This window comes from Bifidobacterium sp. ESL0704 (assembly GCF_029392075.1).
Taxonomy (GTDB): Bacteria; Actinomycetota; Actinomycetes; order Actinomycetales; family Bifidobacteriaceae; genus Bifidobacterium.
Genome location: NZ_CP113929.1, coordinates 1,218,276 through 1,235,796 on the forward strand (window position 1 = coordinate 1,218,276; position 17,521 = coordinate 1,235,796).

The 17,521-nt window shown below is 59.7% G+C and carries 8 protein-coding genes and 1 riboswitch; of the genes, 5 read left to right on the forward strand and 3 right to left on the reverse strand.

Going from position 1 to position 17,521, the window contains the following annotated elements; all coding sequences use genetic code 11:
- The first annotated feature begins 24 nt into the window (after positions 1-24).
- The 3 genes from OZX64_RS04205 (at position 25) to OZX64_RS04215 (ending at position 10,225) form a co-directional block, all read left to right on the forward strand.
- On the forward strand, positions 25-5,427 hold the full coding sequence (locus OZX64_RS04205) for a beta-L-arabinofuranosidase domain-containing protein (protein WP_277171619.1): 5,403 nt from the start codon (positions 25-27) through the stop codon (positions 5,425-5,427).
- Positions 5,428-5,484: 57 nt separating this feature from the next.
- The gene (locus tag OZX64_RS04210) at positions 5,485-9,054 is read left to right on the forward strand and encodes a family 43 glycosylhydrolase (RefSeq protein ID WP_277171621.1); all 3,570 of its coding nucleotides are present in this window, start codon (positions 5,485-5,487) and stop codon (positions 9,052-9,054) included.
- Between the two features lie 178 nt (positions 9,055-9,232).
- On the forward strand, positions 9,233-10,225 hold the full coding sequence (locus tag OZX64_RS04215) for a D-2-hydroxyacid dehydrogenase (RefSeq protein ID WP_277171623.1): 993 nt from the start codon (positions 9,233-9,235) through the stop codon (positions 10,223-10,225).
- A 276-nt stretch (positions 10,226-10,501) separates the two neighbouring features.
- Here the strand turns inward: OZX64_RS04215 and OZX64_RS04220 are convergent, their stop codons facing one another.
- The 3 genes from OZX64_RS04220 to OZX64_RS04230 all read right to left on the reverse strand — a co-directional run bounded on the left by OZX64_RS04220 (position 10,502) and on the right by OZX64_RS04230 (position 15,246).
- Positions 10,502-11,848, reverse strand: a complete 1,347-nt coding sequence (locus OZX64_RS04220; protein ID WP_277171625.1) for an amidohydrolase family protein — start codon at positions 11,846-11,848, stop codon at positions 10,502-10,504.
- Positions 11,849-11,981: 133 nt separating this feature from the next.
- Positions 11,982-14,624 (reverse strand): energy-coupling factor transporter ATPase, encoded by a 2,643-nt coding sequence (locus OZX64_RS04225; RefSeq protein ID WP_277171628.1) that lies wholly within the window; start codon positions 14,622-14,624, stop codon positions 11,982-11,984.
- A gap of 13 nt (positions 14,625-14,637) precedes the next feature.
- The gene (locus OZX64_RS04230) at positions 14,638-15,246 is read right to left on the reverse strand and encodes an ECF transporter S component (protein ID WP_277155949.1); all 609 of its coding nucleotides are present in this window, start codon (positions 15,244-15,246) and stop codon (positions 14,638-14,640) included.
- Positions 15,247-15,251: 5 nt separating this feature from the next.
- Positions 15,252-15,404: riboswitch (FMN riboswitch) on the reverse strand.
- Between the two features lie 148 nt (positions 15,405-15,552).
- On the opposite strand from OZX64_RS04230, the gene OZX64_RS04235 reads away from it, so the two are divergent.
- Together OZX64_RS04235 and ppgK are read left to right on the forward strand one after the other, a co-directional pair.
- Positions 15,553-16,611: a glycosyltransferase family 2 protein gene (locus OZX64_RS04235; protein WP_277155948.1), complete on the forward strand. Its 1,059-nt coding sequence runs from the start codon at positions 15,553-15,555 to the stop codon at positions 16,609-16,611.
- Between the two features lie 120 nt (positions 16,612-16,731).
- Positions 16,732-17,499, forward strand: coding sequence for a polyphosphate--glucose phosphotransferase (gene ppgK / locus OZX64_RS04240; protein WP_277155947.1), 768 nt, complete (start codon positions 16,732-16,734; stop codon positions 17,497-17,499).
- Positions 17,500-17,521 lie beyond the last annotated feature (22 nt).

Sequence of the window (17,521 nt, forward strand, 5' to 3'; positions counted from 1 at the left end):
CCTCATCGGGGAGGAAGAGACATCATGGGTATAAAGAAGCGAATAGTGGCGTTGGCCGCGGCGGTACCGTTGGCCATCATGTTGTTGCCAGGCGGGTCCGCCATGGCGGAGCCGAATGCATCTCATATCGAAGAGGTGACGAACGCCGCCAATGAGGTGCTGGACCTTGGATTCGATGGCGCGCTGCATGACGCGAGCCCGGCGGGAAACACCGTCAGGACGCACAACGGCAACATCGGCTATGCCAAAGGGGTCAGCGGTCAGGCTCTTCGGCTCGCTTCGGGATCGTTGGACCTTGGCGTGAGCCGGAAGCTGCAGCCAAAGAGCTTCAGCCTTTCGCTCTGGTGGAACCCGAGCGAGGTGATGACCGGTGAACAGATACTCATGTGGTGCAAGGGCGTCTACAACGGCGAGGGCTGGTACCTCAGCTCGAATTCCGACGACAAGCCGTTGGTGCTGTCGATAGGCACAGGCGCGCCACAACCCCTGGAATTCAATATGACGGGGGACAGGGCGAAGATCTTCCCGGCGCATCAGTGGACGCATGTGATGGTCACCTTCAACGCGGCGAGCAAAACCGCGAGGTTTTATATCAACGGCGAGGGAAGGCAATATTCACAGGGCAACACCGAACAGCCCGGAACGGTCAATCCTGACGATAGCGTCAAATACATCGGCTGGAACGGGGCCCATCATTCAGGTGGACAACTTGATGGTTCGCTCGACGAGTTCAAGATGTGGAATGTGGCCGCCACAAGCGCCGACGTCGAGCGTGAGGTGAAGGTCGGCGACCCACGATTCGATCCAAGGGCTTTGGCCCAGAAAGCGCTTGACGATGTGGATATCCCCTCAAAGGCATTGGTGAACATTCCGTTTGTCGCGGATTCGACAAACGGTTCGTCGCTGACCTACTCATCGGACAATCGCTCCGTGATCTCCGATACCGGGGTCGTGACTCGTCCGCCCATCGGTGCCGGTGACGCCAAAGCGAAGCTCACCGTGACTTCGAGCTATGGCTCGGCGTCGGTGAGCAAGCAGGTCGATGTCACGGTGCCAGCCATGAGCGAGGACCAAGACGGTTCCGGATTGCTCGATGAGTCGGGTATGACGGATGTGCAGGTTGACGATGCCTACTTGAAGAACGCCAGTGAAAAAGAGATCCGATACCTGCTGAGTTTCGACACGGATAGGTTGCTTGTCGAATTCCGCGCCCATGCTGGACTCGATACCAAGGGCGTGAAGAACTATGGCGGTTGGGAAAGCGGTTATAGCAGCGCCGACAATCCGGACGGAGCCACCAACCCCACCCGGTTCACCGGTCATTTTGTCGGTCATTATCTGACCGCGGTCTCACAGGCCGAGCGTTCCACCTTTGCCACTTCGACGCAGAAAGCCCAGCTGTCCGCCAAGCTCAAGGCCGTGGTCGACGGTATCAACGAGGCCCAGCGCGCATATGCGGCGAAGGATTCCGGGAACGCCGGATTCTTCCCCGCTTTCAACGTCGACGCCGTTCCCAACGGGCGTGATGGGCTTCTGGTTCCCTTCTATGACTTGCACAAGGTCGAGCAGGGCATGGTTTCCGCCTACGACTATTCAAACGACGAAGCCGTACGGCAGACCGCCAAGAGCAGCGCGGTGGCCTTCGCCAAATGGGTCCTCAAATGGCATCAGTCCCATCCGTCAACCAGCATGCTTGCCACGGAGTACGGCGGCATGAACGATGCCCTTTACCAGACCGCGGCGATAGCGGACACATCGGACAAGCAGATGGTGCTCCAGGCCGCGCATCTTTTCGACGAGACCAGCCTGTTCGCCAATCTCGCCCAAGGCAGGGATGTGCTCAATGGATTACACGCCAACACCACCATCCCCAAACTCGTCGGCGCGATGCAACGTTACGTCACCTATACCTCGGATTCGGAGCTTTATCATTCCCTCTCGGCGCAGGACCAGGTCGAGCTCAAGAGCCTGTACCTCGCCGCGGCCCGAAATTTCTGGACCATCGTCACGCGCGACCACAGTTACGCCAATGGAGGCAATTCATGGTCCGAACATTTCCATGAGGCGGGGCAGCTATGGAAGGACGCCACGCAAAATGGCGATGACAAAGGCGGGTACCGCGATTCCTCGACGGTGGAGACATGCAACGAATACAACATGCTCAAGCTCTCCCGCCTGCTCTTCCAAGTGGATCATGACGCAAAATACTGCGAGTACTACGAGCACACGTTCATCAACGCGATTCTGGCCTCACAAAATCCCGAAAACGGAATGACCACTTATTTTCAGCCCATGAAAGCCGGGTACCCCAAGGTGTTCGGCATCGACGGCACAGGGCTTTATGGCAGTGAGATCGGTGAGTTCTGGTGTTGCCAGGGATCGGGCATCGAGAATTTCTCGAAGCTTAACGATTCGATATATTTCACTGGCGACAGGGACGTCTACGTGAATATGTTCCGTTCCTCGGTATTCAACGACAAACGGCATCATCTCAAAATCACCCAGATAGCGGATGTGCCGAAGCGCTCGGACGTGAATTTCGAAGTTGCCGGTTCGGGGACGGCGAAACTCAAGCTCCGAGTACCCGTTTGGAGCAACGGGGCGTCGTTGAGCGTCGATGGCTCCGCCAAGTCCGTCGACGACAAGGATGAGGCCGGGTGGCTCACGGTGCCGATAAAGAACGGTACGAAGATCACCTATACGCTTCCCGCCAAGCTTGCCAGCGTCGCGGCTCCGGACAATCCCGATTGGGTCGCGTTCCAATACGGTCCGGTCCTCTTGGCCGGTTCACTCGCCAAGACGGACCCGAAGACAAACTACTCATACGGTGGAGTGAAGGTTCGTGTGTCCAATTTCGATGCCGACGCCAACGCCAAGGCGGCGATCGTGCCCAGTGGGGGACAGTCCGTCACCACATGGCTCAAGGGCGTCGAAGCCGATGCGACCAGCGGCAATCTGATTCGTGAGGACAGGCCCGGCGACGGCCAGGCCCTCACCTTCCGGTTCGCCAACGTCGACGGGGCGACGGCGGACGTAAGACTGCATCCGTATTATTCCACTTACCAGAGTTCCTACGCGCTGTACTGGGATTTGGCAGAGGTGGATTCAGAGGCATACCAGCGCAACATCGTCAAACAGAAAAGCGATGAGGCGCTCGCCGGGCTCAAGATCGATTCGGTGGATGCCTTCGACAACGAGTTTCAGCAGGAACTGGCGCACCATGCGGCCAAGTCAGCGGACTCGAACGCGGGCACATACGCCGGCCGGCAATACCGCGACGCCCAGGCCGGTGGCTGGTTCAGCTACGATCTGAAAGTGAGGGATGGCGGGCCGAACTATTTGGCGACGCTCTACAACATCGCCGACAAGGGACGCTCATTCGATCTCAGCGTCGATCCAACCCCATCGGCGGACCCGACGCAGGGTACGATATCCGCCAATGCCAGGGTAACCGCGGTCACCATAGGAGCCGGAGAGACGGCCTCGCACGCCGATGATTCGGGTTTCTACTGGAATGTTGCGAAAATTCCTGACGACATCCTCTCCAAAGCCACCGGCGGCAAAGTGAGGGTGATCTTCAAATCGAGCGGAGGGCTTGTCGGCGGGATCTACGGGGTCCGCACACAGCGTGCGGCGGCATACGCCTCGAACGCAAGCCTACGCGGTCTCTCGTTCGGGTCCGGTGTGCTGGCTCCGGCGTTCTCGGCGCAAAGATCTTCCTATACTCTCACCGTTGCGAAGAGCTGCGACAGGGTTTCCGCGACTATCGGCGTCGGGGATCCGGGAGCCTATGCAAGCGTCAACGGTGTGGTCATCGACGATAGGAAGCCCCGCGACATCACGCTGGACGGCGACGTGACCATGTTGGAGATAGCTTCATACGCACAGGATCATCAGACGGTGCGTTATTACTCCATCACCATAGCCAAGCAAGGCTCCACGCCATCTGTTTCGAACTCCGGACCTAAGTTGCTCTACGACTTCGATGGCATGTCGGATTTCTCCGATGGACAAAGAATCGCGAACCGTGGCAGTGGACATTCGGCGTTTGACGGCGTCATCGCCGGCGATGGTGTTTCGTCGACGGGTCACCAAGGCAATGGCGAGGCGATGACACTGCCTGGAGGAGCCAGCGCTTCCCCTGCTCCGTATGTCAAAATTCCTGCCGGTCTGGTCGGGCCAGGCCAGAAGGATATGACGGTCAGCGCCGAATACGCATGGAACGGACAAAGCAATTGCGTCTATCCATGGGCCCTGGGCAAGAATTCGCGGGACTATTTGGTCAACATCGTCAATTGCGGCGCGAACACCAGGGTCGAGGCGTCGAAAGCCGGTGCCCAGACTCAACTGACGGATCAGACCCCTGCGGCTGACCGGTGGGTGCAGGTCTCCGTGGTCGTCAAAGGCGGCCAATACATCGCCTACTACCGTGACGGACGATTGGTTCGGCGAACTTCCACCGCGCTTGGCGCCGCGGACTTCATGGGAACGGAAGCGTTCTCGGGATATCTCGGAAAATCGTTCTACAATGATCCCTATTTCGGAGGAAAGATCGACAATTTCAAAGTTTGGGACCGGGCGTTGACCAGCACTGAGTTGTTCAATCCGGATGTTGACGGTTCTGCCATCTCCAAGCCTTCCTCCGATGCCACCTTGAAGTCGCTGTCGGTGGCGGGCAGAGAAGTCGATCTGCAGGAGGCCGCCGGCCCACAGGGTTCCGTTCTGCAGGTCGATGATCCCGATTCCGTGCGGGTCGAGGATGTCAGCGCATCCGTTCATGACGACAAGGCCAGAGCCGAAGTCTCCATCGCCTCGGGTGTCGTGCAGGTGAAAGTGGTGGCCGAGGACGGCACGACGACGAAAATCTATAAGGTCAGGCTTGTCAGAGCTGCCGTCGACCATCCGTTGCCGATTCCTTCCCCGGTACTTGGAGCGCCTGCCGAGGCGGAGCTTACGGAAGCCAATCATCAATCCGGATTGATTGATGAAGACATGGTCTCGCCAGGTTCGCTGTTGCGGATTTTCTGCGGGAAATCGAATGCCGGTCGCCGCGTCAGGGTCTATTTATTCTCGTCGCCGCAGTTGCTTGGTTCGCTTACGCTTGATGCCCAGGGAGAGGCGTTGGTGCGATTGCCTGCCGACGTGCCCGAAGGCACCCATCGCGTGGCCGTGGTGTTCTCTGACGGGATTGCCTCTAAAACCATTCTGGCGTGGGATTGGCTGGACGTCGCTGGGGCGAGTGGGGCCACTCACGCCGACTCCCATGACGAATCGCGCAATCCCGCCGCCGGACGGCGATCGCCTGTCGCTTTGTCGACCACCGGGACCGATGCGGTGTCGGCCGTTGTCCTGACCGTTCTGCTGGCCCTTTGCGCGACGGCAATATGGTTCCTACAAGGAAGGGAGCGCCGAAGATTTCTACACTGATAATTGAATAAATCGACATGAATGAATATCCACAAAGAAAGGTGGATCATGAATAAGATGAGGAAAATAATGGCGGCGCTCGCGGCGTTGCCGATGAGCCTGGTGGGGCTGGCGTTGCCCGCAAGCGCGCCGGCCGCGCCTGCGAGTGTGCCGGAAGACGGATTGTTGGCGCAATATTCGTTCGCCAGCAAGCCAAGCGACGGCAAAACCGTTGAGAACACCGCCGCAGGCAGTTCCTTCGGGCCCGCGGTCGCGCAGAATCCGACAGACGGCTACTGGACCGACAAGGCGTTCACGCTTTCCGGCGGGCCCCATGACGGCAACGGCAGCTGGGTGAAGTTGCCCGCCGATCTGCTCAAGGGCAAGAAGAGCGCCACGGTGCAGATGGAGGTCAAGGCCGATCCGTCGATGCTCAGTACCTTCCACTTCATGTGGAACATCGGCAACAGCTCCAACAACGAGTATGTCTTCTCGGCCTTGGCATGCCTCAACGGGCGCACCCCGTTGGCGGGCATCAAGGCGTTCGGCACGGAAACGCTGGTGCAATCGCCGTCCTGCACGGCACGTGGCAATGAGTGGATGTCGGTGACCGCCACCTTCGACTCTTCCGGCGACACCAACACCGCCAAGCTCTATATCGACGGCAAACAGGTGGCCTCGGGCAAGGTCCCGGCCACGCCCGCCGATGTGGCCGACCAGAGCCTGGACACCATCGCGTACTCGCCGTGGGGCGACATGGACTTCAAGGGCGCCGTCTCGACGTTCAGGGTCTACGACACCGCGCTCAAGCCTGAGCAGGTGGACGCCATCAACCAGGTGGATGCCCAAGTGCACGGAGACGAGATCGCCGGATCGGTGATTGACGGCCTTGGCTTCAGCGACCAGAGCGTGGACACGAATTATCTGGCGTTGCCGACCGCAGGAGGCCGGGTGACCTGGCATTCCTCGGATACCGATGTCATCACCGACAAGGGCGTGGTCACCCAACCCGCCAAGGGCTCGGCCAGCAAAACGGTGACGATGACCGCCTCGACGACGATCCGTGGCATCACCAGAAGCAAAAGCTACACCATCACCGTCGAACCGACGAGCAAAACCGCCGATGACGTGCTCGCCGAAAAGGCGAAGGGCTATGTCATCCCACCGGTGCTCGCCGATGGCCAGACGCTTCCCGCCGCCATCAAGGGCACCAGCCTGCAACTGAGTGGAGACAAGAACGTGAGCGTCTCCGCCGACAGGAGTGTTCACGCCGCTGACGGCAAGCTGCGTAGCGGAACCATCACCGCCAAGATCTCAGCCGACGGCGCCGCCGCACCGGTGAGCAAGAGCTTCTCCGTGCGCGTGCTGCCCAAATCCGACTCGCAGACACTGCTCGCCTATGACCGCAACGCGACCAGCGAGAACGAGGCCAACAACGGCGACATCGCCCACAGCATGCACCTGGCGCTCAAGGCGGACAAGGACGCCAAATACACGCCGCTCAACGAGAATTACGGCATTTTCTTCCCGCTGAGCGCCGATGCCCAGCCGCTGAACATGAACACTGTAGACCATGCGCGCAGCCTGAAGGACCCGTCCGTGCTCTACATGAAGGACGGCAGCTATGGCGTCCTTAGCGTGCGCACGAACCGCGGCACCGACACGTCGGATCCCTCAGCGCGCGGCAAGGTGCTGTTCGTACCTTCCAAGGATCTGCTGAGCTACCAGGAGCAGGAGAACTCGGCCAGCCTCATCGACCTGGGGGAGAGAAACGGAGTCAATCAGCCCTACGGTGTCTACGACTCGGCAAGCGACAAGTATCTCGTCGGGTGGAAGGACGATGCCGGAGTGGCGAAGTACACCGTCTTCGACAACCTGACCGACAAGACCTCGCATCACGGAGACGTGATGGTCGGTGATTTCTCCAGCGTCGGACGAGTGACCGCTTCGACGGCCGCACGCGGATCGTCCGATGGCGCCAATGGCGTCGACGACTTCCGCGGCGGCTTCACCATCCCCGTCGACAACGCCACCGTGAAGGCCCTGAACGTGCGCTTCGGCCGAATCAAGAACACCGGCGTCAGCAACCTCAAGACCGTCAGCGTCGACAAGGGAAGCGACAAGTCGGCGATCAAGCTGCCGAAGAACGTCGATCTGACCTATTCGGACGGCTCAACCGGCTCATTGCCTGTTGCCTCATGGGACACCTCGGCTCTGGACACCAGTAAAGCCGGCGAATACACGGTGACAGGCAAGGTCAAACAGACCGAATACCAGGTGCCCTTCGCCGAGGAACGCGCCGACCCGTCCATCGACAAGTGGCAGTGGAAGCACATGGTCGACGGCAAGGAAACCACGCAGATCAAGTACCTCATGATCGCCACCAACGACATCTACGGTGACTGCTCATGGCAGCATGGCACGCCACATATGCCGTTGCGCATGGCCGACAGCATCGAGGCGCTCGCCGATACCCCCAACGAGGCAAGCGGCATGATCGATTCCAACGGCTACAACGCCAAGGAGCATGTCATCCTGCAGAAAGGCGACAAGGACGCCGACGGTGTGCCGATCGAGCACAGCTTCTGGGCCCCCGAGATCCACGAGATCAACGGACGGCTCACGATTCTATTCATGGCCGGCTATGGCACCAATTGGACCAACGGCAAGGCGGTCTACATGCAGCTCAAGCAGGACGCCTCCGGATATGACATGGATCCGACCCAGGCGAGCAGCTGGGACGCGCCACGGGCCATCACCCGCGCCAACGGCGACCCGCTCGCGCTCGACGCGAACCACAACGTCGGCATGTCGCTGGACATGACGTACTTCAAGGACGGCGACGGCCAATCCTACTACGCCTGGCAGCAGCTTGGCGCCACCTACATCGCCAAGATGAACCCCACCGACCCCGCACACGTCACCACCGACCCCGTGCGTATCGTGGCTCCGGAATACGCGTGGAACGTCACCATCGCCGAGGGGCCGAACGTCACCATGCGCAACGGCAAGCTCTACCTGATGTATTCGGGTTCGTCGGTCGGCAAGACCTACACCACCGGTCTGGCCGTGGCGGACGCGAAGGGCAGCGATCTGACCGACCCCAAGAGCTGGTCGAATCTCAACTACCCGATTCAGAAGTCCGGCATCTTCAACGGCAAATGGCAGCTCGGCACGGGCCACGGCATGTGGAGCGAGGACGAGGACGGCAACCAGATCTACGTCTTCCATGCCTATGCCAACACCACGACCGGCCTGCGCAACTACAGCGGACGCGACACCTTCGTGCGGCGCGTGCATTGGGCAGCCGACGGCATGCCTGTCTTCGACATGGACGCGGCCGAGGAACTGTCCAAGCCGACGGTGAGCTTCAAGGTGAAGGTCGTCGACCAGTCCATTGACGGCGGTCATGGAGCCGGTGCCGGACAAAATCCCGGCAGTGACCACAACGGCAACGGCGGCCAAGCTGCCAACGTGCCGTCGACGTCCGGCTCCTCGGTTCCATCTTCCACAGCCGTTGCAAAGTCTCTTTCCCGCACGGGTGCAGCGGTTTTGACCGTGGTCGCAGCGGCCTTGGTCTGCGCGGCGATTGCCGTCGGATTGCTGGCAGTCGGAAAGGTGCGTCAAGGAAAGGAGCATGAAGCCTGATTTCCGGATAGTCGGGTCGGGTATCCCGGTGCCGGGATTGCCGGGATACCTTGCCGCGATCGATGCATATCGGGACCGTTCTCAAAAGTGATATCGTAGAATCGGAACGTCACTGCGAAGACGGTCCCGCTTTCAGAATCGGTTTCAGAAGCAAGGGTGCCAGATGAAAGGTAATAAGATGAATGAACATCAGCATAACCAAGGCAAATTGATCGTCAATTGCATACCCGTTGATGAAAAGGACAGGCAGCGCTTCATCGAGGCTGCGGGCGACGTGCCCATCGAATTCTACGGCGATCCGGAGCACTATGGCGACATGAAGGTGAAGGCGCAGATTCCTGAGGAGCTGCGCGGAAGGGCCACGGCGGTGTTGGGCAATTTCGACCCGGCAATCGCCGACCAATTTACCAGCCTTGAATGGTTGCAGACCTGGAGCGCCGGCGTCGACGCCTATATCAAGCCGGGTTTGTTGCCGGAAAGCGTGAAGATCACCAGCGCCACGGGTGCCTATGGCCAATCCGTGGGCGAACACATGATCGCGATGATGTGGGCGTTGATGAAGAACTTCACCCGGTATATGCGCGATCAGACGGAACATCAATGGAAGGACGAAGGCACTGTACTCACGCCGAACGGTGCGACCGCGTTGGTTATCGGTACCGGCGACATCGGCTCGCACTTCGCCGGTCTCGCCAAAGGTGCCGGCATGCATACCCTCGGTGTGCGACGCAGCGCCGACAAGCCCGTCGACGGCGTCGATGAGATGCACGGTTTCGACGAACTCGATTCGCTGTTGCCGCAGGCCGATGTGGTCGCGTTGTCGTTGCCGCGGGCGGCCGACACCCATCATCTGCTCGACGCTCGTAGGATTGGCCTGCTGAAAAAAGACGCCATCGTCATCAACGGTGGCCGTGGCGACGCAATCGATGACGATGCCTTGGCCGATGCCTTGAGCCGCAACGCCATCCGCGGTGCCGGGCTGGACGTCTTCGAGACGGAACCGTTGCCGCCCACTCATCCGTTGTGGGACCAACCGCAGTGCCTGATCACGCCGCATATCGCCGGCGGCAGCCATCTGGCCAGCAACGATGCCCATATCGTCGACATCGCCGTAGCCAATGTGCGTCGCTACGTCAACGGAGAGCCATTGCAGGACAATGCCCATCGCTAAAGACTAGGAATACCGAAGTGGTCGCACTGTGGCGGTCATCGGTTTGAACGTCGACATTGGTGGTCCGGCTTTATTGCAACCGGGCCACCAATGTTATGACGCTCAAAGGCGATTCTGTTGGTTGGAGTCCGGTTTTCTTACCGTCTTGAAGACATGATGCGATGGGGCAGTCAAATAAAAAAATCCGCCATACCTGACGATGCAGGATGGCGGATTTAGGTTCTATGCAATCGGAAAAGAAGTCAGCGAGAACCTTTTTTCAAAGGATGAGTCGGTTTACTTATACGCCTCATCCAGCTGGGCTTCCATATCGTCGAAACGATCGACGTGCGGGTGGAAGACCGGATGGCCGCCCGCGACCACGAGCAGCGGTTGCTCGAGCGTGCGCAGGTTGTCGACGGGATTCTCGTTCAAGACCAGCAGATCGGCGGATTTGCCGATCTCCAGCGATCCGGTCACGTCGCCCAGGCCCAGGATCTCGGCGGTGACCTGCGTGCCTGCATGGAACGCCTCGGCCGGGGTGAACCCGGCAAAACGAACGAGCAGCGCCATCTCGCGCCAAGTGCCGTACTGCGGGACGAACGGCATGGCGGTATCCGTGCCGACGCCCACCTTGATGCCGGCTTCGTGCGCCTGCCTCGCGCCATTGACCATGCCTTCGACCACCGGCACGGAGTTGCGCATCTGGATGTCGGTCATGTTCAGTGCTTCCTGCGAAAGGTATTTCATCGGCAGCCCGGCCGAAAGCGTGGGTTCCAAAGCGCTGAAGCCACGAAGCGAATTCGGGTTGTGAAGGAAGAGCTCGGTCAGCTCGTCATCCAGGGTGCATCCATGCTCGATGGTGTCGACGCCGGCTTTCAACGCGCGGCGAACGCCTTCCTCGCTTTGCGCATGGGCGGCGACGATGATGTCGTTGGCATGTGCGGTCTCGCAGATGGCGCGCATCTGTTCTTCGCTCATCTGCGGAGCGCCTGCCTCGCCAAGCACCTGGGAATCGGTGACACCGCCGGTTGCGGCGATTTTCAGGGCGTTGACTCCATGGTCGATACTGTATTCTGCCTCGCTGCGCGCCTCTTCGGGAGTGGTGCTTTCCATGGCCACAAGCGGTGCACCGTGCCCGTCGGGAATCGCGAGCATCGGGCCGGCGGCCAGGATGCGCGGGCCGACCATTTTCCCGGCGTTGATGCGGTCGCGGATAGCGACGACCTCGTAGCCGACATCACCCACGGTGCGTATCGTGGTGACACCGGAATTCAGCAATGTCATGATGTTGGACTTGCTGGTCTCATACATGAATAATTTGCCTGGAGCGGAATGCACCAGCTTCGCGGTTTTGCGCTGGCCTTCGGGCGTGCTGCCCTTGGGATCGAGCGGACGGCCTTTCGAGAAGGTGTGGGTGTGTCCGTTGATCATGCCGGGGGAGACGACCTTGCCGGTGCCGTCGAGACGATGATAACCCGGAGGAACCACGACGGCCGTCGAAGGTCCGATTTTCCGGATCTTGCCCAATCCGTCCACAACGATGGTGATATCGCTCAGGGTACGGCCGTCGTCGTCGCCGGTGGCCACGGTGGCGTGTTCGATGGCGAATGGTTCTATTACAGTGTTATGTGATGCGTGCATATCGTCTCCTTGATAGGCGAAACAGTTTGATGAAAGCTATGCTCCACTCTATCAGGATTTGCCGGATAGAGTCGGGAAAGAGGCGAATTCGCCGTCTTGTTTTTGTTTGCCGAAAAGCGCTTTGCGGCGTCACCTATAGTCTTACCACCGAGAAGATTCCTGCTTTCAGGCTCAGCAGCAGCGCAAGATACAGTGCGCACAGCACGATGAAGCACACATCCTTGCCGGTAACATGCATGGCATGCCAATGGGTCCGGCGGATGCCCTCCTCGTAGCTGCGTGCGTCGAGGGCCAGCGAGAGGTTGTCCGAATGGCGAAGCGCGCCGGCGAAAATGGGCACGATAATGGCCACGATCGCCTGGATTCGTTTAGCCGGTGTTCCGGTTTCGATACTGCCGCCGCGAGCGGCCTGGGCGTCCATGATGTTGCGCGCCTCGTCGGCCAATGTCGGCAGGAAACGCAGCGCCAGGCTCATCACCAGCGCCAGTTCCTGGGTATGCAGACCGAGACGACGCAACGGGGAAAGCAACGAGCCGAATCCGTCGGTCAGCGCCGTGGGCGTCGTGCTTTGCAGCAAAATGATTCCCAGCAGGATGACGAGCCCGAAACGGCAGGTATAGAGTATCGCCGCCATCACACCCTCGTCGGTGATCGGGAAGTCGAAGAAGGTCACCAAAGGCCTGCCGGTACGTACGAAGAGCATATTGACGATTCCCATCACCAGAAGCAGTATCAGGAAACCGCGCATCGAACGCAACAAACGTTTGGGACCCAGCTTCGCCGTCGCCGCGAGAAAGATGACCATGAGCGCGGTGAGTCCCAGCTGCGGCAAGGAGCTGACCATGAACGAGGTGAACATCAGCACGAGGAACACGACCAGCTTCACTCTGGGGTCGAGCCGCGCGACGAGATTCGTCTGCTGGCCGATCGCAGTGCCCGTTGCTGATTCAGCGATGCCGGATTCGCCGGTATCGCCGCCGTTGCCGTTCTCGGCGCCATCGCTGCCGTGCGTCTCTCCCAGAGTGATGACACGGTCGGCGAGCTGACGCGCCTGACGCGGGGAATGGGTGATCATGATGACGGTGACGCCGTGCGCGTTGAGCGTCCGTACCAGCGCGTAGATGCGTTCGCTGGCCGTAGTGTCGAGGCCGGCTGTCGGTTCGTCAAGGATCAGGATGCTCGGGGCGCAGGCGATGATGCCGGCGATGGCGGCGAGACGTTGCTGTCCGCCGGAAAGCGAGAACGGGGAGCGTTCGGCCAGATCGCTGATGCCGAGCAACGCCAATGCCTGATTGACACGTTGATCGACGATTTGCTGCGTCAGACCGAGGTTGCTCGGACCGTATGCCACATCCTGCCGTACGGTTTCGGCGAACAGCTGATGCTCTGGTTGCTGCATCACCAGTCCGATGCTGGAACGAAGCGCTTTTTTGTCATGACGCGACATCGAAGCCAAATCGATGCCTGCGACCTTGATCGTCCCGTCATCGGGTTTCGACAGTGCGGTCATCAGCCTCGTCAGCGTGCTCTTGCCGGTGCCGTTGCGGCCCATGATGGCGACGACCTCGCCCTGCTCGATACGCATCGAAAAATCATGCAGCGTATCGTTGTCGGCCTTGGGGTATCTAAACGAGACGTGCTCGAAACTCACCGCGGGTTCATCGCCAGAAAGTTCGTGGTCCTGTGTTTGCGGGGTTTCGTTGTTCCGGTTTTGGCTTGCCTTTGTGCGGGCCGGGCGATGACCTGGTTTCCGCGGCTGATGTGCGACGGCGCCTGCCGAAACGGTGTCGTTGCTCCCGGCACTGGCGTTTCGGGTGTGGTCTTGGCGTTCACCATCCGCATCGATGATGAGGCCGTCGGGTTTCAGCATCGACGCGTCGTCCGCGTTGGTCACCGAAAGCTTCAGCGTGGCCTCGATCTGCGAGAGCCTGACCAACTTCCCGTTCTCAAGGCTGAGGATTCGGTCGGCTGCCTTCAGCTCCTCGGGCCGGTGCGTGACATGGACGATGGTGGTGCCGGCCTGCTGAAGAGCGTCGAGCACACGCAGCACGTCATGCTGAGCTTCCAGGTCAAGCATCGCCGTCGGCTCGTCAAGCACGATCATCTGCGGATGCATGGCCAGTATCCCCGCGATGGCGATGCGCTGCTGCTGTCCGCCGCTCATCCTTGATGGGTCGTCGTCGATAGAATCGTGCATATCGACAGCAGTGAGGGATTCGTCGACCCGTTTCGTGATCTCATCCGGATGCAGCGCAAGGTTTTCCGGTCCGAACGCCACATCGTCGCCCACCACAGTGGTGATGATCTGGTCGGCAGGATTCTGGAAGACCGCGCCGATGTTTTTGCGTGCCTTGCGGTACTGGTCGCTGTGCGGGGTTCCGGAAGAAAACACATCATGGCCAAGCAGGGTCACCGATCCGTCATCGGGTGCGGCAAGACCGGCAATCAACCTTGCCAGAGTGGATTTGCCCGATCCGTTCGGGCCGACCAGGCATAGGCGTTCGCCGGCACGGATATCAAGGTCGATGTCGTTTAACGCCCATGACTTGCCGCCGTCGTAGCTGAAACGAATGCCGTCCAGTTGCGCCGCGAACCCGTTGGCGCGGTCCGTTGCGCGGACCGTCGCCGAGCCAGCCTGACTGTTGGAATCCGCATGGCGCGGACTTTCGAGGGATTTGCCGGAATCTTGCCCGGCGAGGTATGCCGAGGCCGAGCCCTGGTCTTCAAAAGGCGCACGAGGCTCGGCACCGGCTGATTTGCGGGGGACCGTAGTCATGTTCTGCGGTGTCCTAGCGGTTGAGGAGGTTGGAGATCGGCTTGTAGATGACGAAGGTGACCACGCCGTGGATGGCGAATTTGATCAGATTGAACGGCAGGAGAATCGGCACCACCATGGCGAGCACCTGAGCGGTGGTCATGTGCGCGTAAATCGGGGTAATGAGTATGTTGCCGCCGATGGCCGCGAGAAGGCCGAAGACCACGCCGACCAGAATGCCGACCAACGCGCCGACGCGGGTGCGCATGCGCTTGTAGACCATGGCTGCCGGAACGCTCAGGAACACGGAGACGGCAATGGACATGATCGCACCCCACGGATTCATGAACAGGTGGGGAATCCAGCTCAGGACGCTGACGATGAACGCCGCCATCGGGCCGAACGCGAAGCCCGCGACCAGGCAGATGATGCCGGAAAGGTCGTATTTGAGCCACGGCACGCCAGGCATGATGGGGAACTCGATGAAGGAGGCGGCCATCGCCAAGGCCACGAACAGCGCGTAGATGGCGATGCGTTGGGTCGACCAGCGGCCTTTGTCCGCTACACCGGTTGAATGTGAGGATTGCGTCTTGTCCCGCTTATGGGAATCGGACTGATTTTGGGTATCAGAAATATCGCTCATGATGAGCCCCGTTTCTTTCATCCGGACTATTACCGTTGGCCTCGGATTCTCACCGGATCAACCGCTTTCACGGCTCGCGGGCTTCGGCAATGCTGTCATTTTGAAACCGACAGTGCCGTTACCGCCAATAAGGGATTTCACCTTCCCTGAAACTTACGGTTCTATCTATACCCGTATGTATGCCCAAAAGTCAAACGGTTTGGCACATATTGATGAATTTTCGAATGCGCCGTCCGACGTGCGACGATACCCGGCGTTCTTTCCGGGCTGTTTGCCGCCATCGTGTGCGAGTGCAAGAATAAGGGTATGACTGAAAACAACAACACTGTGAATACCGATGGCGCCGAAGGCAAGAAAGACGTCTCTGCAACGGCATCGCCGATCGAGAAACTGGCCATCGTCGTGGTGACCTACAAAAGGCAGCAGCTTCTGGCAAGGCTGTTCGATTCCATCAAGGCGCTTCGCGCCCCTGCGTGGCGTGTGATTGTGGTCGACAACGAACACAGTGACGACACCAAAGCGATGGTGCAACAGTTTTCCGACGCGATCGATGCGCAGTGGGGCAAGACCGGGCCTGATGAAAGCGGCAACACCCAACGTGTGGTCTATGCGCCGCAGAAAGGCAATATCGGGGGGTCCGGCGGCTTTTCCAACGGTGTGAAAAAGGCTTACGAGCTGGGAGCCGAATGGTTCTGGGTGATGGACGACGACGTGGCGGTGCTCCCCAACGCCATCGGCCAGCTTGCCAAATGGACGCCGCGGCACGACGTGATTCAGGGTTCGCGTCTGGATTACGACGGCGGCGATTTCTATTGGCAGTACGATTTCATCGTCCCGCTCGGCATCCCCAATCCCATCGCGCCCGCGGCATTCGGTCCTTCCGGCTATCGCACGATGGACACGATGTGCTTCGAAGGCGGGCTCTTCCGCCGCAATATCGTCGAACAGATCGGTCTGCCTGACCCACGCTTCTTCATCTACTGGGACGATACGATCTACGGCTATCTGGCCAGCAAGGTGACCGATCCGATCGTCATCGACGACAAGATCATCCAGCGTACGCGCGATATCGGCAACTGGGACATCGCCGGTTTGCGGCAGCTCAACTCGACCTCCGACATGAACCGGTATCACATCATGCGCAACCGTGGATACATGGCACGCTATTTCATGGCCCACGGCGACTACCGTCCGGCGCTCTTCGGATTGGGCACGTTGCTGACTGCTATCAAGGAGGTCATTCGCCTCGTGGCCGTCGACCGAGAGCACATCAAGACCGGTCTCAAGGCCATTGTCAAGGGCTGGGTCGATTCGCGCAGCCTTTTGCACGACCCGAACTGGCAGCCGATGCCGCCGCTCAAATAACGGTGTGAGGGAGGCTGCGCGCCTCGATCCCAGATGCAGGAGCCGGGGCGCTGATATTGGCCATCGAGTGCGGTACAATGTCAACGATTATTTTTCCGCAAATACCAAGAGGGGTTAGCGATGATTGAGACAGCACAGGCCTTTGGCATTGATATCGGGGGTTCGGGCATCAAGGCGGCACCTGTGGATCTGGAAAAGGGCGAGTTCGCTCTGCCGCGTCTGAAGATCCTTACTCCCGAGGTTTCCACGCCGGATGCTGTCGCCGCCGTCGTGCGTCAGCAACTGGAGCATTTCGAAGTGCCTGCAGGCGCTCCGGTCGGTATCGCGTTCCCTGCGCCGATCAAGCCCGGCAAGCCGCTTGACTTCATTGCCAATCTCGACAAGTCATGGATCGGTCTCGACGTCACCGAAGTGTTCTCCAGGGCCTGCGGGCGCCCGGTCACCGTGGTCAACGACGCCGACGCGGCAGGGCTCGCCGAGCAGCAGTACGGTGCGGCCAAGGGCCAAGAGGGATTGGTCATCGCCACCACTCTCGGAACCGGCATAGGAACCGCGCTCATCTATAACGGCGTGCTGCTGCCGAACACTGAGCTCGGCCATATCCAGCTTGAAAAAGGCAAGGGGGACGCCGAAAAGTACGCGGCATCCTCGGTGCGCGACAAGAAGAGCCTGGGCTACAAGAAGTGGGCCAAGCGCCTGACCAAGTATTACGGCTTGCTTGAGAAATACTTCAGTCCCGACCTCTTCGTGGTCGGCGGCGGCGTGAGCCGTAGGGCAGAAAAGTTCCTGCCGTATATCGATATCAAGACCCCGATCGTGCAGGCCAAGCTGCGCAATGAGGCAGGCATCGTGGGCGCTGCATATTACGCGACGACCAAGCTGGTCTGATTGTTGATTTTTTCGGTTCCGT